General features: G+C 68.1%; 7 protein-coding genes. All 7 read right to left on the bottom strand.

The annotated features are described in order from the left end of the window. Positions 1-2,907 (bottom strand): malto-oligosyltrehalose synthase, encoded by a 2,907-nt coding sequence (treY, locus tag Q0L30_RS22905; RefSeq protein ID WP_296661941.1) that lies wholly within the window; start codon positions 2,905-2,907, stop codon positions 1-3. After that, a complete protein-coding gene (gene malQ, locus Q0L30_RS22900; RefSeq protein ID WP_296661940.1) occupies positions 2,904-5,276 on the bottom strand; it encodes a 4-alpha-glucanotransferase in 2,373 nt (790 codons plus the stop codon). Before malQ ends, treY begins: the two co-directional genes overlap by 4 nt. Beyond that, positions 5,273-7,204, bottom strand: coding sequence for a malto-oligosyltrehalose trehalohydrolase (gene treZ / locus Q0L30_RS22895; RefSeq protein ID WP_296661939.1), 1,932 nt, complete (start codon positions 7,202-7,204; stop codon positions 5,273-5,275). Before treZ ends, malQ begins: the two co-directional genes overlap by 4 nt. Before the next feature lie 15 nt (positions 7,205-7,219). After that, positions 7,220-9,430 carry a glycogen debranching protein GlgX gene (gene glgX, locus Q0L30_RS22890; RefSeq protein ID WP_296661938.1) on the bottom strand — a complete coding sequence of 737 codons (2,211 nt, stop codon included), beginning with the start codon at positions 9,428-9,430 and terminating at the stop codon, positions 7,220-7,222. 82 nt (positions 9,431-9,512) lie between these two features. Further along, positions 9,513-11,729 carry a 1,4-alpha-glucan branching protein GlgB gene (gene glgB / locus Q0L30_RS22885; RefSeq protein WP_296661937.1) on the bottom strand — a complete coding sequence of 739 codons (2,217 nt, stop codon included), beginning with the start codon at positions 11,727-11,729 and terminating at the stop codon, positions 9,513-9,515. After that, positions 11,722-15,222 carry a maltose alpha-D-glucosyltransferase gene (treS, locus tag Q0L30_RS22880; protein ID WP_296661936.1) on the bottom strand — a complete coding sequence of 1,167 codons (3,501 nt, stop codon included), beginning with the start codon at positions 15,220-15,222 and terminating at the stop codon, positions 11,722-11,724. The genes glgB and treS overlap by 8 nt, the downstream gene beginning before the upstream one ends. Beyond that, positions 15,219-18,770: a maltotransferase domain-containing protein gene (locus Q0L30_RS22875; RefSeq protein ID WP_296661935.1), complete on the bottom strand. Its 3,552-nt coding sequence runs from the start codon at positions 18,768-18,770 to the stop codon at positions 15,219-15,221. Before Q0L30_RS22875 ends, treS begins: the two co-directional genes overlap by 4 nt. Positions 18,771-18,954: the final 184 nt, after the last annotated feature.

Below are 18,954 nucleotides of genomic sequence, written 5' to 3'. Positions count from 1 at the left end.
TCACGAGTGCACGGGCGCGAGGTTGGACAGGACTGCCACTGGCATGGCCTGAAGCACGTCGCGCAGATACAGCGTGCTTTCTCCTTGCGCGGTTTTTTCCGCGTCGCTTCTTTTCGTAGCGCTTATTTGCGTATCGCTTAACCAGTCGTGCCAAAGCGGCGCGGCACAGTCCTTCGGTATAGCGATCGCGGTATCGCGCCAATCCTGCGCCGCGACGAGCGGCATATCCCCGTCGAGCAGCCGCGCCGCCAGCCGTGTGCCGACGATGACCGCGCAGGCATCGTCGCGTTTGCGCGCGAACGCGATGACGTGTGGCGCCAGCGCCCCGTGCACTTCAAGCGGCACATAGCCGCCCTCGCGCAACAGTTCCGGTGCGAGCGCGCGCAGCGCCAGCAGCCGCTGGACGATCGCAAGTTTCACCCGCGCGTCGCGCCAGTGCGAAAGTTTCGCCGCTGGCGGCGCGCCGTCGAGCGCCGCCGCACGCGCCGCGAAATCGACGGGCCGCCGGTTGTCCGGATCGACGAGACTGAAATCCCACAGTTCGGTGCCCTGATACAGATCGGGCACGCCAGGCGATGTGAGCCGCAGCGTGGTCTGCAGAAGTGCGTTAAGCGCGCCTGCGGGCGCGATGCGCGCCACGAATTCGGCGAGCGCGTTCAGGAAGCCGTCGCGCCGCTGCGGCGCCAGGATATCGAACAGAAATGCCTGGCAATCGGATTCGTATGTCTCATTGGGTGACAGCCAGTTCGTGCGCAGCTTGGCTTCGCGCAGTGCTTTGCGCTGCCACTGCGCCACGCGTTCGGCGAGCGCGCGCACGCCCGCTTCGTCGCCGGGATCGAGATCGGGCGGCCAGCAGCCCACGAGCATCTGATAGAGCATCGCCTCCGCCGCGGCCCCCGGCGCCCAGTCCGCATTGCCCGTGGTGTCGTTGCGGCGGTGAGGCTGGTTCAACGTCGACCATGTGCGCAGCGTTGCGCTCCACTCGTCGGGCCATTCGCTCAAGACGGCGAGGCGTGCGCGCAGGTCTTCGCCGCGTTTGTGATCATGCGTCGCCGTGGCGAGCAGGCTGTACGGCGCATGCCGCTCGCGCCGTTTATTCGCGGCGTGAAAGTCCTCGACGCTGCGCGAGAAATTATCGGGATCCGAGCCCACTTCGTTGCGCGACAGCAGCCGGCCATAGCGGTAGAAAGCGGTGTCTTCGGTGGCCTTGGCCGCGAGCGGCGCGGTGAGCTGCGAGAAGAGCGCGAGCGCCGTGCGCTGCACGATGAGCGCGTGGCTCAGCGGCACGTTAGACACGTTCTGCGCGTTCTGCGCAGCGATCTGTGCGCTGTTCTGCGCGATCTTGGCCGTGCGTGGCGGCTTGCCGTTCGCTGCGGGTGTAGCGGCATCGGGAGAGCGGCCGCCGAGCCAGGCAGCGATCTGCTCCAGCGCGGCGCGGTTCGCGCGCGGCAACGCCTGCCGCGCGGCGGCGAGCGCCGTGTCGAAGTAGCCGTTGTCGAGCGGCCCACGCATCCCGTTCACCGGATAGATGCGATACACGGGGAAGTGCATCGCAAGCTGCGCAACGGCGCGATGCAGGCTCGCGTAAGTGAAGTCGCGCGTGACCGTCTGCTCGCGTGCGATGCGATGCAGCGCGCGCGTCGCGTGGTCGAGTTCGGCGGCGAGATACGCGGCCAGCACTTCGCGCCGCGCATCGAACTGAACGAGCGCGAAGGGCGCGGACGTTCCCGCTATCGCGGCCCACGTTTGCGCGAGCGGTGCCGCGCCCGCCGGATCGTGCAGCAGGGCGCCCACGTCATCCATGAAGTCATAGCCCGTCGTGCCGTGCACGCGCCAGTCGTCGCGCAGGGTTTCGCCATGCGCGAGCACTTTCTCGACGACGATATACGGCACTGCCGCGCGCAACGGCACGAGCCGTTGACGCAGACGCTCGCAGTATTCGCGCGGATCGGCGAGACCGTCGATGTGATCGACGCGCACTCCGTCGATCACGCCGTCCGCGTAGAGGCGGAACACGAGCTTGTGCACCGCCTCGAACACGTCGTGCCGCTCGACGCGCACGCCCGCGAGCGCGCTCACATCGACGAAGCGCCGCCAGTTCACTTCGTCGGTGGCGGTGCGCCACCACGCGAGCCGGTAGTGCTGGCGCTCCAGCAGCCGGTGCAGCCGGTCGCGCCCGGCCGGGTCCGTGCCCGCGTGGGCCGCACACACGGCGTCGATTGCGTCCGTGCCGTTGCGGTCGACAAAGGCGCGCAGCGCATCGCGGGCGGCCGCGGCGCGCGGCTGGTCGTCGGGCTGCGTCGTCAGTCCCTGGAACGACGCCGCGAGCGCATCGAGTTCGGCGTGGTTCGCCAATTGCAGCAGTGCCGCATAGTCGGCCGGGCAGACCGGACACACATGCGGCCCATACGTGACGACGAAGCGCGCGTCGCTCGCGTCGAACTTCAGTTCGATGCGGCCCGCCGCGAGTTCTTCGCCATATTGCCCGCCGAGAAACGGCATCAGCACCTTGCCGCGCAGCGCGGGGTCGGGCGAGTGCCAGTCCACGTCGAAGTGCCGCGCGTACGCGCTGTGGCGGCCCCATTCGAGGATGTCGCGCCACCAGGCGTTGTGTCCGCCGCCCACGCCCATGTGGTTCGGCACGATATCGACGATGATGCCCATGCCGCGCTCGCGCAGCTTCGCGGCGAGCCTGCGCAGGCCCGCTTCGCCGCCGAGTTCCGCGCTGACCGTGCCGTAATCGGCGACGTCGTAGCCGTGCGTCGATCCGGGCTGCGCCGTCGTGACCGGCGACGTGTAGAGATGGCTCACGCCGAGCGCCGTGAAATAGTCGATCTGCGCGAGCGCGTCGGCGAACGTGAAGTCGCGATTCAATTGCAGGCGGATCGTCGCGCGTGGGATGGTCATGGCGTCGGCCCGGTGGGCGGCGCCGCTTGCGCGCCGGGTTCGGATGAATCGTCCGCCGCGTCTGCTGTGGCCGCTGCCGCTGTCGCGGCTTCGCGCGCACGCACGACGGTTTCGACACGCGCCGCGAACGCCGGATCGGCGTAGAGCGCATCGACGCCGAGCGGCAGGCGCTGACGCCAGTTCGGGTGTTCGTCGATCGAGCCCGGCAGATTCGGCTGATTCTCGAGCGCGAGCAGATCTTCGAGCGGACACATCATGAGCGGGCTCGCGCTCGACGCGACGTAGCCGAGTGCGCCTTCCACGGGTGCGGAGTCGGGCAACGTGGAGTCCGGCAACGCGGGGTCTGGCAGCGCGGAGTCCGGTAACGCAGAGTCCGGCAATGCGGAGTCCGGCAATGCGGAGTCCGGCAACGCGGAGTCCGGCAGCGCGCGGTCCGGTAACGTGCCGTCCGGTGCTGCTTTCGCGGCGTCGCACGGCGCGTAGCCGCTTTTCTGCAGCGCCTGCCACAGCGCGGCACGGTCGGCGGCGCGCTCGGCGTGTTCGAGCTCGACCGGGTCGCGCCCGTCCTTGCGTGGCAGCGTTTGGCCGATGCGGTTGCGCCAGTCGATGTCGAGGCCGTGCCACCAGCCCGCGACGGTCGGCAGATCGTGGGTGGTCGTCGTCGCCATGCCGCGCGTGTCCCAGCTTCGCGGCGCGAGAAAGGCGCGGCCTTTGCGCTCGAACCAGAGCACGCGGATGCCGTAGAGCGCGTGCGACGCGAGCCGTTCGCGCAGGCCGGGCGGCACGGTGCCGAGATCTTCGCCGATCACGATCGCGCGATGCCGCCACGATTCGAGCGCGATGAGCCGCAGGAGATCCTCGAACGGATAGCGCAGATACGCGCCGTGCTTCGCGCTTTCGCCTTCGGGCACGAGCCACAGGCGGCGCAGGCCGAGGATATGGTCGATGCGCACGCCGCCCGCGTGCGCGAATGCGGCGCGCAGCATGGCGATAAACGCGCGAAAGCCGTTGTTGCGCATCGCGCGCGGCGAGAACGTGGTGAGGCCCCAGCTTTGACCGGCCTGATTGAAGAGATCGGGCGGCGCGCCAACGGAAACGCGCGGCAGCATGTCCAGCGGCTGCGACCACGCATGGCTGCCCGCGCCGTCGCAACCCACGGCGAGATCGGCGATGAGGCCGATCGCCATGCCCGCTTCGCGTGCGCCTTGCCGCGCACGCGTGAGGCCATCGGCGGCGAGCCATTGCAGGAAGCGGTGGAAATCCACTTCGTCGCGGTGTTCGGCGGCAAAGGCCGCGACTTCGGCGCTGCGCGGATCGCGCAGGCCCGCAGGCCAGGTGCGCCAGTCGTGCCCGTGACCCGCGTCGTCCGGCGTGTTCGGCATGACCGCGTGCAGCGCTTCGAAGCGCGCGTGATCTTCGAGCGACTCGCCGCCGTCCGCGCAGAACGCAACGAACGCGGCCGCGCGCGGCGAGCCGCTTGCGCGTTCATCCTTGTCGAAGCGCTCGAACAGTGCGCGCAGCACTTGCAGCTTGAGCGGCACGGCGTGCTTCCAGTCGATGAGCGGCAGCGCTTCGAGTTCGTTCCAGGCGGCGTCGGCGTGGACGGCGGCGCTCGCTTCGCGGGCGGCCTGCGCGCCGAACATCGCGGCCGGATCAATATGCGCGACATTGAGCCAGAGCCGCGATGAAGGCGCGTACGGGCTGAAATGATCCGGCAGCGCGCTGAACATCGCATGCGTGGGGCTGATGGCGAGTGCCTGCGCGCCGTGCTTCGCGCTATGGACGGCCAGGGTCGCGAGCGCGGTGTAATCGCCGATGCCGCCGTCGCCCTTGCGGCGCAGTCCGTACAGTTGCGCCGCGACGCCCCAGAGCGCGGGCGCGCTCGCGCGCCCGTCATGCATGGCGAGCCATGCATCGGCGACGGTGTGGCAATGCGGCGGCGCGACGGCGAGCGTCAGTTGGCGATCGTTGATCGTGAGCGTGTGATAGCCCGGTTCGCTCAGCGGTGCGAGCAGCGCGCTCGCGCCTTTCGGCGCCGTGAAGCGCCCCTCGATGTGTTCGCCGCTTTCGAGGTCGATGCGGTAGTGGCTGCCCGCGCGCACCGCCGAAACGGGCAGTGCAATGACGCGGTCGAACTCGGCGGTGATGAGCGGCGGCAGGCGGCGTGCGGACTGCTCGGCGTTGAGCGCCGCCGCGCTCTGGCGCAGTTGCGCGGCGCTGCCGCACGGCAGGCCCGCGCATTCGAGCAGCGCCGCGAGCGTACTGTCCGGCACGCGCTGCAACTCGTCGTGCGCGTCGGCCCATTCCACCTCGAAGCCCGCTTGCGTCGCGAGACTTTCGAGCGTTTCCGTGCGGCGCGCGGTGCTCATGCACGCGGCTCCTCTTGATGGACGATGCGCGCGTCGTGATGGATCGCGTAGTCGGGCACGTCGCCGGTCAGCCAGGCGAGGCACGATCGCGCGGGCAGCACGCCGTTGTCGATGCGATCGCGCGCGCGTGGCGGCGTTTCGAACACCACCATGCCGTCGGGCGCGTGATTGAGCGGCACGTCGTCGTGGCCGAGATTGAGCGCGAGCGCGAGGATCGCGCCGTCGTCGAGACGCCAGTGCGCGACGAGCGCGGCGAGATCCTTGCCCGCTTCATCGGCGAGCACGGTGGCGCCGAGCGCGCTCGCATGGCGCAGGCGCGGCATCAGCAGATGCGCGCGCACGGCCAGCGCCGATTTGTAGAAGTGCATCCATTCGCACCGTTCGCCGTCGAGGCGCGTGTCGAGCGGCGGCGACGAGTTCGCGAACGTCGCGGCATCGTTGGGATCGGGGATGCGCTCGCGCCGCGCGGGATCGGTGAACGCGCTGAAAGCCGCGAACTCGCGACGGCGTCCTTCGCGCACCGCATCGGCGAGATCGCCCGTGTAGGCCGTGAAGTACTGGAACGGTTGCGTCGAGCCGTACTCCTCGTCCATGAAGAGCAGCGGAATTTGCGGCGTGAGCAGGTAGAGCGCCGTGGCGGCGCGCAATGCGTCGTCGTCGCACAGCGTGCGCAGCCGCTCGCCGAATGCCCGGTTGCCGATCTGGTCGTGGTTCTGCAGGAACATCACGAATGCGGTGGGCGGCAGATGCGCGCTCGGTTCGCCGCGCGGCTGGCCGCCGTGCAGCGGCGACGCTTCGCCCTGATATGCGAAGCCTTCGGCGAGCACGCGCGCGAGCTGGCGGACCGGATGCGCGGCGAACGCGCGATAGTAGCCCTCGTTTTCTCCGGTCAGGAGGACGTGCAGCGCGTGATGGGCGTCGTCGTTCCATTGCGCGTCGAAGTGCGCCTCCAGCAGATTCGACGCGTTGTGCTCGTTCTCCAGCACGAGATGGACGTGACGGCCAGTCTCGACGCGCGCGTGCACGTGATCGGACAGCTCGCGCAGCCAGGGCGTGTTGCCGATGGCGTGCGCGGCGTCGATGCGCAGGCCGTCGAAGCGATATTCGGTGAGCCAGTACAGCGCGTTGTCGCAGAAGAAGTCGCGCACTTCGAAACGGTCGAAGTCGAGCGCCTCGCCCCACGGCGTCTTCACGCCTTCGCGGAAGAACGGCTTCGCGTATTCGCCGAGCCGGTTACCGTCCGGGCCGAAGTGGTTGTAGACGACGTCGATGAAAACCTGCAGGCCGAGGCCGTGCGCGGTGTCGACGAGCGCCTTCAGTTCGTCGGGCGCGCCGTAGGCCGCGTGCGGCGCGTAGGGCAGCACGCCGTCGTAACCCCAGCCGCGCTCGCCGGAATAGTCGTTTAGCGGCATCAGTTCGATGGCCGTGACGCCGAGTTCGGCGAGCGCGGGCAGGCGCGCCGTCACGGCGCGATAGCCGCCGAGCGCCCCCACGTGCAGTTCGTAGATCACCGTTTCTTCCCACGGCCGCCCCATCCAGTGCGCGTGCTGCCATGCGTAGGCGCGCGGATCGAGCACGGCGCTCGGACCATGCACGCCTTCCGGCTGGTAGCGCGAGGCCGGATCGGGCACCGCCTGCCGGCCGTCGATACGGTAGCGATAGCGCGTGCCGGGACCGCACGGCGCCTGCGCCTCGAACCAGCCGTTACCGGCCGATGTCATGTCGAGCGGTGAGAGGGGCGATTGGGGCGATTGGGGCGTGCTGCCGTCGGGCGCAGCCTCGAACACGATTTGCACGGCGCTGCACGACGGCGCCCAGACGCGAAAGCGCGTGTGCGGCTGGGCGCGCGTTGCGCCGATCAACTGCGCGCCGAACGGCAGGCAATGCATGTAGCGGCGTGCATGCGGATCAGGCGTGGGCGAAGGCATGGCGAATTCCTGTGACTATCGTCCCGGGGCGGCGGCGCCCGGGACGGGCGGGGTCCTCGGATCGGGCGGCAGCGGTGCGTCGTCGTGCGCAGGTTCGGCCGCTGGTGCGGGTTTGCGCAGGGGCTGTGCACACAGTACCGCGATCGCGCGTGCGGCCACCTCGAACGTGCCGCCCGGCAGCACGAACGGCGCGGCGGCGGGCTGCGCGCTGTCCAGCAGCACCTCCCACTGCATGCGCGGCATCGGTGCCGAAAACGTGATCGCGCCGGGCGAGGCATTCAGCATGATCAACAATACTTCCATTTCGCCGTCGAGGCCTGGGCCCGCGCGGCGCAGTGCGAACGCGCGCGCTTCCGGGTCCTGCCACGCTTCGGTCGAAAGCCGCTCGCCGTGCTCGTCGAACCAGTCGATATCGTGGACGTCGGGCAGCGCGTCGGGCAGCACTTCGCGCTCGCCGAACAGAAAGTGCGTTTCACGCAGCAACGGGTGATCCCGGCGCAGTGCGATGGCGCGCGCGGCGAACGCCGTCATCGCTTCGCCCTGCGGTGATTCGGCAAGCGTCCAGTCCACCCACGAAAGTTCGTTGTCCTGGCAGTACGCGTTGTTGTTGCCGCGCTGCGTGCGGCAGGCTTCATCGCCCGCCACCATCATCGGCGTGCCGAGTGCGACGAAGAGCGTCGCAAGCATCGAGCGTGCCACGCGTGCGCGCGTGTCGATGATCGCCGGATCGATTGCCGGGCCTTCGATGCCCCAGTTCTCGCTCCAGTTCTCGTTGTGGCCGTCGCGATTGTCTTCGCCGTTGGCTTCGTTATGTTTGCGGTTGTAGGAGACCACGTCGGTGAGCGTGTAGCCGTCGTGCGACGTGATGAAATTGATCGACGCCCACGGCCGCCGTCTGCGTTTGTCGAACAGATCCGCCGACCCGGCGAGCCGCGCGGCAAGCTCGGGGCGCTGCCCGCGGTCGCCGCGCCAGTAGCGGCGCACGCTGTCGCGAAAGCGGTCGTTCCATTCGGAGAAGCCGGGCGGATGCTGGCCCAGTTGATACCCGCCCGGCCCCACGTCCCACGGCTCGGAAATCATCTTGCACGGTGCGAGCGCCGGATCCTGGCGCAGCACGTCGAAAAAGCCGCTGTTCGGATCGAAGCCGGTGGCCTCGCGTCCGAGCGCGACGCCGAGGTCGAAGCGAAAGCCGTCGATGCGATACGACGTGGCCCAGTAGCGCAGCGAATCGGTCACCATCTGCAGCACGCGCGGGTGCGAGAGATTCAGCGTGTTGCCGACGCCGGTGTCGTTGATGAAGTGGCGCTCGTCGCCTGGCACGACGCGGTAGTAGCTGGCGTTGTCGAGCCCGCGCCACGAAATCGTGGGACCCGTTTCGCCGCCTTCGCAGGTGTGGTTGTAGACGACGTCGAGAATCACCTCGATACCCGCCGCGTGAAGCTGGCGCACGGCGATGCGCATCATGTCGGGGTCGTAGCCGCCGAGGTACGCGGGCTCCGGCGCGAAGAACGCGGCCGTGTTGTAGCCCCAGTAGTTGCGCAGGCCGCGCTCGACCAGAAAGCGCTCGTGCATGAAGGCATGCACGGGCAGCAGTTCGACGGTGGTGACGCCGAGCTTGTGCAGATGCTCGATGAAGTGCGGCGTGGCGAGTCCGGCGAAGGTGCCGCGCGTGTGCGCGCGCAAGTCGTGGCGCTCGATCGAGATACCGCGCAGATGCATTTCGTAGATCACAGTCTTGCCCCACGGCACGTTGGGGCGCACGTCGCGGGTCCAGTCGAAGGTGTCCGCGACCACCATCGCCTTGGGCATGGCCGGAGCCGAATCGCGACGTTCGATCGAGAGGTCCGCGCGGTTGGAGTGGACGCGATAGCCGAACAGCGTGTCGGACCAGCGGAACTGGCCGACGAGCCGCCGCGCGTATGGGTCGAGCAGCAGCTTGTGCGGGTTGAAGCGATGGCCCTGATGCGGCTGATACGGCCCGTGCGCGCGAAAGCCGTACACGGTGCCCGGATGCGCGCCTGGCAGATAGCCGTGCCAGATTTCATCGGTGCATTCGGGCAGCGTGTAGCGCATGCGTTCCTTGCGCCCGGTGCGATCGAAGAGACACAACTCGATGCGCCAGGCGTTCGCGGAAAACACGGCGAAATTGGTGCCGAGCCCGTCCCACGATGCGCCGAGCGGCCAGGGCATGCCCGGCAGGAGGCGCTCGGGCGCGCCGTTAGCCATGTCGATGCTCCTCGTCTTGTTCTTCGTGTTGCATCGTAATCCTGACGTTACAAGCGACCGCTGTCGCTCGTGTTTGCTGTCGCTACCGGACCAGGCGGAAGTACAGCGTGCCGAGCGGCGGCAGCACGAGCGCCGCCGACTGTGGCTTGCCGTGACTCGCCACGGGTTGCGTCCAGACGACGCCGCCGTTGCCCATGTTCGAGCCGCCGTACCAGGCGGCGTCGGTGTTCAGCACTTCCTCCCACTGGCCGGGCTGCGGCATGCCGATGCGGTAGCCGTGGCGCGGCACCGGGGTGAAGTTGCAGACGGCGACGATCTCGCGGCCCGAGCCGTCCACACGGCGCCATGCCAGCACGCTGTTGTCGTGGTCGTCCCCGACGAGCCATTCGAAGCCGCCCGGCTCGGCGTCGAGTGCATAGAGCGCGGGTTCGGCGCCATAGAGCCGGTTGAGGTCGCGCACGAGCTTTTGCACGCCGCGATGCAGCGGGTCGTCGAGCAGTTCCCACTGCGGCGTGCCGTCGTGATCGAACTCGGCCCACTGCGCGAACTCGCCGCCCATGAAGAGCAGCTTCTTGCCCGGATGCGCCCACATGAAGCCGAAGTACGCACGCAGGTTCGCAAAGCGCTGCCAGCGGTCGCCGGGCATCTTGCCGATCAGCGAGCCCTTGCCGTGCACCACCTCGTCGTGCGACAGCGGCAGCACGAAATGCTCGGACCACGCGTAGACGAGCGCGAAGGTCATCTCGTGATGGTGGTAGCGCCGGTGAATCGGGTCTTCGTGCATGTAGTGCAGCGTGTCGTGCATCCAGCCCATGTTCCATTTGAACTGGAAGCCGAGGCCGCCGTCCTCGGGGCGCGCGGTGACGCCGGGCCAGGCGGTCGACTCTTCCGCGATCGTGATCACGCCGGGGCGTTGCGGCACGTACTGCGTTTCGTGATTCAGGCGCTTGAGGAAGGCAATCGCTTCGAGGTTCTCGCGGCCGCCGTAGACATTCGGCACCCATTCGCCCGCGCCGCGCGAGTAGTCGCGGTAGAGCATGGACGCGACGGCGTCCACGCGCAGCGCGTCGACGTGATAGCGCAGCAGCCACGCGAGCGCCGACGCGATCAGGAACGCGCTGACCTCGCGGCGGCCGAGGTTGTAGATCATCGTGTTCCAGTCGGGGTGATAGCCCTCGCGCGGATCGGAGTGTTCGTAGAGCGCGGTGCCGTCGAAATCGATCAGGCCGTGCGCGTCGTTCGGAAAATGCGCGGGCACCCAGTCGAGGATCACGCCGAGCCCCGCTTCGTGCGCGCGGTCGACGAAGGCCGCGAAGTCGAGCGGCGAACCGAGCCGCGCGGTCGGCGCGAACTGCGCGAGCGGCTGATAGCCCCAAGAGCCGCCGAACGGATGCTCGGCCACCGGCATCAGCTCGATGTGCGTGAAGCCCATGCCCTGTGCGTAGGGGATCAGGCGATCGGCGAGCGCGGACCAGTTGGGGGCGGGCGCGTCTTCGCCCTGGGTTGGCAGCCACGAGGGCGCGTGAACCTCGTACACGGCGATGGCGCTGCGCGCGTTCTGCTTTTCGCCGCGCGTGCGCAACCACTCGCGGTCGCGCCATGCATAGTGATCGAGTGCTTCGACGGGCGCGACGATGGACGCCGTGGACGGTGGACTTTCGGTCTGCAGGGCGCAGGGGTCGGCCTTCAGCGGCAGCACGTCGCCGCGCGCGCCGAGGATCTCGTACTTGTAGCGCGCACCGGCGGCCACGCGTGGAATGAACAGTTCCCACACGCCCGCTTCGTGACGCAGCCGCATCGGATGGCGGCGGCCGTCCCACGCATTGAAGTCGCCCACGACGGAGACGCGCCGTGCGTTCGGCGCCCATACGGCGAAGCGCGCGCCGGGCACGCCGTCGCAGACGAGCGGCTGCGCGCCGAGGCATTCGAGCACGGCATACGGATCGCCGTTTGCTAGTCGGCGCAATGCGTCTTCGGAGAGCTGCGGGCCGAACGAATAGGGGTCCTCGACTTCCTGCGTGACACCTTGCCAGTCGATGTCGAGCCGGTACGGCACCACCTCGGCCAGCGGCCCCGCAAAGAGTCCCGCGGGATGAATGCGGGTGAGTTCGCCGATCACGTGCGCGCGGTCGCGCGCCACGACCTGCACGCTCGCCGCGTTGGGCAGCCACGCGCGCACATAGGGCGCGCCGTCGACCACGTGCGGCCCGAGCAGCGCGAACGGATCGGCATGCCGCGCGGCGACGAGCGCGTCGATGTCCTGTTGCGCGAGGCCCGCGTTCGGTGCGCGTTCAGCCATGAGCGCCTCCCGCCGGGGGCGCGCCCGTGGGTTCGGTCGTGCCCGCCGCACCCGTGGCGCCCGTGGTGGCCAGCACGCGGGCGGCGATGGCCGCGAGTCCGCGCACCGGCAGCGCGAGCCACGTCGGCCGGTTGGCCGCTTCGTAGCGGATCTCGTAGGCGGCCTTCTCGATCAGGAACAGGTCGAGCAGTTCCTGTTCGTGCGCGGCGCTCACGAGCGCGTGCGGCATGTCGGCCACGGCGGCGCGATAGTGGCTGAGGAAAGCATCGGCGGCGTAGACGCGAAAACGCTCGAATAGCGCGCGCTTGCGATCGGCGGTCTGCTGGGGAGCGCTTTCGGTCGACGACTGTGCGGCGGCCCCCGCATACGAGAGCGAGCGCAACAGACCCGCCACGTCGCGTAGCGGGCACGTCTTCGCGCGGCGCTGCGCGAGCGGACGTGCGGGCTCGCCTTCGAAGTCGATCAGATAGGCGTCGCCCTGCGCGAGCAGCACCTGGCCCAGATGGAAATCGCCATGAATACGGATACGCCATGCCGTCGCGTCGAGCGGCACGCGGTGTCCGATCGCTGCGACCAGCGCATCGCGGTGCGCGACGAGGCCGAGCGCGAGTTCGTGCGCGTCGTCGTCGAGCGTGTGCTGCTCGCCCGATGTCTGCCGCGCGAGGATGTCGAGCGCGGCGGTCAGCATGGTTTTCGTTTCGGCGACCCACTTGCGCACGTCGTCGTGCGTGGCCTGAACCGGCGCAAATGCGGAATCTTCGGTCGGCGTGGCGAGCGCCGCATGCAGCTCGCCGAGCCGTTTGCCGATCACGCCGATCACCGTGCAATAGCCCTGTATCGCTTCTTCTTCGTGGGCCTGATCGGCGGCGCCGTCATCGGCGGCGAGCGCGAGTTCGTCGACGGTGCGCCGCAGATAGTCGAGCGCCCAGTCCCACGCATTGCCCTGGTTGTCGATGAAGCCCTGCAGGATCGCGAGCGTGTGCGGAACGCCCTCGGGATCGACGCGCACGACTTCGCCGAAGAGCGGCGCCGTATTCGCGTAGCCGAGCTTCGTCAGATAGCGGCTCATTTCCACTTCGGGATGGACGCCCGGCATGAGCCTGCGCACGAGCTTGAGCACGAGCGTCTCGGCGATCACGAGCGAGCTGTTGCTCTGCTCCGCCGCGAGCCAGCGGATTTCCGGTGCTTCGCCGAGGTCGATGGCGTCGAAGCGCTCCGTGGGCCGGAAGTGGATCACGCTCTGCTGGACGGTGGGCACTGCCGCGTGTTCGCGCAGCTTGCGCAGCACGCCGTAGGTGAACCACGGCAGCGCGAATGCATCGGTGAGGTAGCCGATATTGCGCCCGCGCCGCACGCGCGAAAGCGCAAGCTGGATATGCAGCGGCGTCGTGATCTCCGCGCCCCAGGCGATCGCGATGGGGAGGACGTAACGCTCGCTCGAACCATCGGAGAGCTCGGCTTCGATTTCGGTAAACGCGAAGCCGCCGCCCTGGATCGTTGTGAGCGCAGCGAGCCGCACGCGCCTGAGCGCACGGTCCTTCGACGCGAACCAGCGCCGCCGCGACAGCCACGAGGGCAGCACTTCCGATTCGAGCAACCGCACGTTTTCGGGCGTGGCGCCCACCTGCCCTTCGCGGATCACGACGGTCACGAACTCGGGCAATTGCTCGGAGGCGGGCTGGCTCCAGGCCGGGCGCTGATTGCCCGGGCACAGCAGGAACCACAGGAAGCCGTAGGGCGGCAACGTGAGCAGATACGGCAACTGCCCGATGGGCGGAAACACCGAATCGGCCGTCATCTCGATCGGCGACGTTCCGGCGAATTCGGAGAGGTCGAGTTCGACGGCCTGCGGCGCGCGCGACAGGTTCGCGACGCACAGGATCGGCGCTTCGCTGGGCGTTTTGTCCGGCGCTTTTTCCACCATTTCGCGCAGGTACGCGAGGATCTTGCGGTTTGCCGGCCGCAGAAAGCGGATCGTGCCGCGTCCGAACGTCTGCTTCGCGCGGCGCGTGGCGAGCATGCGGCGCGTCCAGTTGAGCAGCGAATGCGGATCGCGGTTCTGCGCTTCGACGTTGATCGCGTCGTAGCCGTAGAGCGAGCCCATGAGCGGCGGCAGCACCAGTTGCTCGGGATCGGCGCGCGAGAAGCCGCCGTTGCGGTCCGACGACCATTGCATCGGCGTGCGCACGCCGTCGCGGTCGCCGAGGTGAATGTTGTCGCCCATGCCGAGTTCGTCGCCGTAGTAGATGACGGGTGTGCCCGGCATCGAAAGCAGCAGCGAATTGATGAGTTCGATGCGGCGGCGGTCGCGCTCCATGAGCGGCGCAAGGCGGCGGCGAATGCCGAGGTTCAGGCGCGCACGCCGGTCGCTCGCATAGGTGTTCCAGAGATAGTCGCGCTCGGAATCGGTGACCATCTCCAGCGTGAGTTCGTCGTGATTGCGCAGGAAGATCGCCCACTGGCAACTGGGCGGCAGATCCGGCGTCTGTTTCATGATGTCGATGATCGGAAAGCGGTCTTCGCTTGCGATCGCCATATACAGGCGCGGCATCAGCGGGAAGTGGAACGCCATGTGGCATTCGTCTTCGCGGCCGAAATATTCCTGCACGTCCTCGGGCCACTGGTTCGCTTCGGCGAGCAGCATGCGGTTCGGGTAGTGCGCGTCGATGGTGGCGCGAATCTGCTTGAGGATCGCATGCGTCTCGGGCAGGTTTTCGTTGTTGGTGCCTTCGCGTTCGACCAGATACGGCACGGCGTCGAGGCGCAGCCCGTCGATGCCCATGTCGAGCCAGAAGCGCATGACCTGCAGCACTTCGCGCAGCACGGCGGGATTGTCGAAGTTCAGATCCGGCTGGTGCGAGTAGAAGCGATGCCAGTAATACGCGCCCGCGACGGGATCGTGGGCCCAGTTCGACGGTTCCGAGTCGATGAAGATGATGCGTGTGTTGGCGTATTTCGTGTCCGTGTCGGACCACACGTAGTAGTTGCGGTGATTCGAGCCGGGCCGGGCGCGGCGCGCACGCTGGAACCACGGATGCTGATCCGAAGTGTGATTGATGACGAGTTCGGTAATCACGCGCAGGCCGCGCGCGTGCGCTTCCTGAATGAAGCGGCGCACGTCGGCGAGCTGGCCGTAATCGGGGTGCACGTTGCGGTAGTCGGCGATGTCGTAGCCGTCGTCGCGACGCGGTGACGGATAGAACGGCAGCAGCCAGACCGCTGTGACGCCGAGCCCCGCGATGTAGTCAAGCTTGGCGAGCAGGCCCGGAAAATCGCCGACGCCGTCGTTGTTGCCGTCGTAGAACGACTTCACGTGCACCTGGTAGATGACCGCATCCTTGTACCAGTGCGGATCGTCGGGGAGCGGCGAGGGCTTGCCGCGCCGCTGCGCCGCGGTGCTCGCCTCGCGCGCTTCCAGCGCCGTGCTGTCGTGCGTGGCTTCGCGTGCCGCTTCGTGGGCGGACGGCTCGTGAGCGGGGCGTTCGCGTTTCACGTCGCGCCTCCGGGCGGGAAATCCGCATCGAGTTCGGGGTGGCCCTTGACGTGTTCTACGGGCGCGCCTTCGGCTTCGGCTGGCGGCTCATCGCGCGGCAGTCCGCGCAAGGGCTCGATGCGCCAGATCGCGAAGGGCCGCACGTGCGCTTCGAGGTGCGCGTGCTGCCGGCGGCCGTGCCATTCGAAGCGCTGGCCCGTGAGTTCGTCGGTGACGGCGAGCGCCGCGCCGTCGTCGATCCGCCAGTGCTGGAACGTGTGCCACGAGAGTTCGAAGTCGGCGCGCTGCTCGCCATACGGGTCGAGGCTGATCGCGACGACGACGACGTTGTCGCGCACCGGCGTGGCCTTCTCGAAGCAGAGGACCTGATCGTTGCGCGCGTCGAGGAACGTGACGCCGAGATGGGTTTGCAGCGCCGGATTCGCGCGCCGGATGCGGTTCAGCGCGGTGATTTCGGCGACGATGCTGCCGTGGCGGTTCCAGTCCCATGCGCGAAGCTGATATTTCTCGGAGTCCAGATATTCTTCGCTGTTGGGCAGCGCGTGCCCCTCGCAGAGTTCGAAGCCGCAATAGACGCCCCACAAACCGGAAAGCGTCGAGGCGAGCGCCGCGCGAATCATGAAACTCGCCCGCGTGCTGGTTTGCAGATGGCGCGGATAGATATCCGGCGTGTTGACGAAGAAGTTCGGCCGGTAGAAGTCGCGCACGGCAGTCTGCGTGAGTTCGGTCAGGTAATCCGTGAAATCGCGCTTCGACTCGCGCCACGTGAAATACGTGTACGACTGCGAGAAACCGAGTTTCGCGAGCCGGTACATCAGGCGCGGCCGCGTGAAGGCTTCGGAAAGAAAGATCACGTCGGGATGCCGCGCGCGCACGTCGGCGATCATCCATTCCCAGAACGGCAGCGGCTTCGTATGCGGGTTGTCGACGCGGAAAATGCGCACGCCCGCGTCCACCCAGAACAGAATCGCGTCGCGCAGCGCGAGCCACAGGCCGGGCTTCGAATCGTGCGCGTAGAAGTCGGGGTTGACGATATCCTGGTACTTCTTCGGCGGATTCTCGGCAAAACGCAGCGTGCCGTCGGGACGCCAGGCGAACCAGCCCGGATGGGCCTTCAGCCACGGGTGATCGGGCGAGCACTGAATCGCGAAATCGAGTGCGATTTCGAGCCCGTGCTCATGCGCGGCGGCCAGCATGCGCATGAAATCTTCGAGCGTGCCGAGCTGCGGGTGAATCGCCGTATGTCCGCCTTCCGCCGCGCCGATCGCATACGGGCTGCCCACGTCGCCCGGCTGCGCCGTGAGTGCATTGTTGCGCCCCTTGCGGTTGGTCACGCCGATCGGATGGATCGGCGGGAAATACAGCACGTCGAAGCCCATGTCGCGAATGCGCGGCAGCTTCGCAATCACGTCGTCGAAAGCGCCGTGGCGCGATTCGTCGTCGCTCATCGAGCGCGGGAAGATTTCGTACCAGCTTGCAAAGCGTGCGGCGCGGCGTTCGGCATCCACGCGGCGTACGCGCGTGTCGCGCGAGAGGAACGGGCGATGATGCGCGGCGCGAACCGCCGCCGCCGTCGCCGGGGCCGCGAGCAGGGCGCAGCGCGTATCCGTATCCGCGCCGACAAAGCGCCGCGCGATTGCATCGAGCGCGGCCACTACGGCGGCGTGTTCGCCGCCCGGTTCGCTGCCCGTTGCGTTGGGTGCGGTTGGCGCGTCGTGAGCATCGGGCGCGTCGGACGTTTCGGCGGTCGCGAGCAATAGCGCGAGCAGACGGCTCGCTTCCTCCATCTCCAGATCGACGCTCTGATTTGCCGCGCGTTTCTTCTGCACGTGTTCGACGAGCGAAGCAAAGTCGTCGCGCCATGCGATCACGACGAATTCGTGGCGGCCGATGCGATCCAGCGGAAAGTGTCCGCTCCACAGGTCGGTGCCCGCAGGCGGCACGGGTGTCATCGGCGACTCGTGCCATGCGGTTTCGTCGGCGGCGCGCCACAGAACCGCGGCGTCGATATGGTCGTGGCCGTCGGCGAAGATCGCCGCACGCACTTCGACGCGCTCGCCCACGGTGCGCTTCGCCACGAAGCGGCCTTCATCGACAGAAGGCGTCACGCTTTCGATGGCGATGCGCGGCGCACTGAGCGCTTCGATCACGCTCTTGTGACCGCTCGTGCGCGTCTTCGCAACATCTTCAGGCGGCGCAAGCTCGACGATGGGGGCCGCAAGCGCGCGCAACATCCAGCACGCGCCCGCGGGCAGCGTGAAGGTGTCGGGCACCGCGCTTGCATCGCGCGGCGCGGCGGCGCGTGCGCCGCGCAACGTTTCGGCATCGAGCGGTGCAAAGCGCGTGAAGCCGCCGGGCACGCCGTCGAGCAGGCGCGCCATGTCCACGCGCACGGGCGCGGCGAGCGCGGGGTTGATGAGCGTGAGCACGGCATCTTCGGCGTCGCGCAGGTCCGCGCGGTCGCCGCGCAGCAGGGCAGCGACCGGCGCACCGGGGCCGTTCAGCGCACGCAACTCGCCGTTGGTCTGCAAGGTCCACGTCTCGCGCTGCAAGGCGTTCGCGTGGGCGATGTCGGCGGACAGATCGAACGGCGCGCGCGCCTTGGCTGTCTCCCAGTCCGCTGCGCTGCCGCCCGCATGCTCGACGATTTCGCTCACGCCGTATTCGAAGCCCATCGGCACGAGCCAGCCCGTGCCGAGCGCCGCCGCCGCGCGCAACATGCGCCGGTATGCCCGCTCGATTGCGCGCGCATCGGCAGCGCCTTCCTGGTCGTGCACGTAACGCGTGCCATACGGGGCTTCGGGAAACGCCACAGGCGAGCCGACGTGCCGCAGCACGTCGTGTTCCTCCACCATCCAGCTCGCCGCGTAGTCCCACCAGCGCAGCGACGTGAAGGCGGCGTCGAACCCCACGCCTTCGAGCTGGGCGATGGCGGGACGCGCGAGTCCTGGTGTGGCGGCAAGCCAGCGTGTGTCGGGATGGCGTTGGCGCACGGTGTCGAAGATGCCGCGCAGTACGTCTCGCGGCGTGCAATGCGGCGAGTCGATGCGAAATCCGCCAATGCCGGCCTGCACGAGTTCGATCACGCGCTGCGCCCACCACGCAGCGAGCGGCGCGCCTGCGCGGGCGAAGTCGGCGTAGGCGACATTGGCGTCGCTGTGGCCGTGGCGCGGGTCGAGCCGCGCGTCTTCGGGCTCGAACGGATGAAACCACTCGTGATGTGCCGCGTAGAGCGTGCCATCGGCGGCGGTGCGGTCGAGCGTGAGATCGGCGAGCAGCGTGATGTTGCGCTCGCGTGCGGCTTGCGCGAGCGTGCGCAGCGCAACGTCGGCCGATTGTGACGTTCCGAAGTCAGGATGCAGGCGCGCATGATCGGCGACGATGCGGCCGTCGCCGGAAAGGCCGGGCGCGAACAGCGCGCCGATCAGCACATGATCGAAGCCGAGCGAGGCGGCGTGCGCGAACAGCGCAGGCCATGCGTCGAGTGGCCCGACATGGACGGAATGGACGAAATAGATCCGCGGCGCATAGGCGTGGGGAGGTTCCATCGGTCGTCTTCCAGATACGTCGGACAACGTGGATGCCGCCTGCTGCGATCACGTTGCCCGGAGGGTGCCGGAGCGTGCCGCGCTGCGCTCGCCGCGGCGCGTCTAGTTCAATGTAGTGCAGAAGACGGCCGGAGCCAAACCACGAAGTACGCCGGACGCCTTGCTCGCGAGGCGAGCAAGGGCC

Origin of the sequence: Paraburkholderia sp., assembly GCF_024281035.1 — a bacterium.
Lineage (GTDB): Bacteria > Pseudomonadota > Gammaproteobacteria > Burkholderiales > Burkholderiaceae > Paraburkholderia.
Note: the sequence above shows the minus strand (reverse complement) of the source record. Positions and strands in the feature narration are given on the sequence as shown.

What these genes read in the sequence shown, in the direction of transcription:
- treY (WP_296661941.1), bottom strand. Translation starts at nt 2,907, where the DNA reads ATGACCATCCCACGCGCGACGATCCGCCTGCAATTGAATCGCGACTTC.
- malQ (WP_296661940.1), bottom strand. Translation starts at nt 5,276, where the DNA reads ATGAGCACCGCGCGCCGCACGGAAACGCTCGAAAGTCTCGCGACGCAA.
- treZ (WP_296661939.1), bottom strand. Translation starts at nt 7,204, where the DNA reads ATGCCTTCGCCCACGCCTGATCCGCATGCACGCCGCTACATGCATTGC.
- glgX (WP_296661938.1), bottom strand. Translation starts at nt 9,430, where the DNA reads ATGGCTAACGGCGCGCCCGAGCGCCTCCTGCCGGGCATGCCCTGGCCG.
- glgB (WP_296661937.1), bottom strand. Translation starts at nt 11,729, where the DNA reads ATGGCTGAACGCGCACCGAACGCGGGCCTCGCGCAACAGGACATCGAC.
- Q0L30_RS22875 (WP_296661935.1), bottom strand. Translation starts at nt 18,770, where the DNA reads ATGGAACCTCCCCACGCCTATGCGCCGCGGATCTATTTCGTCCATTCC.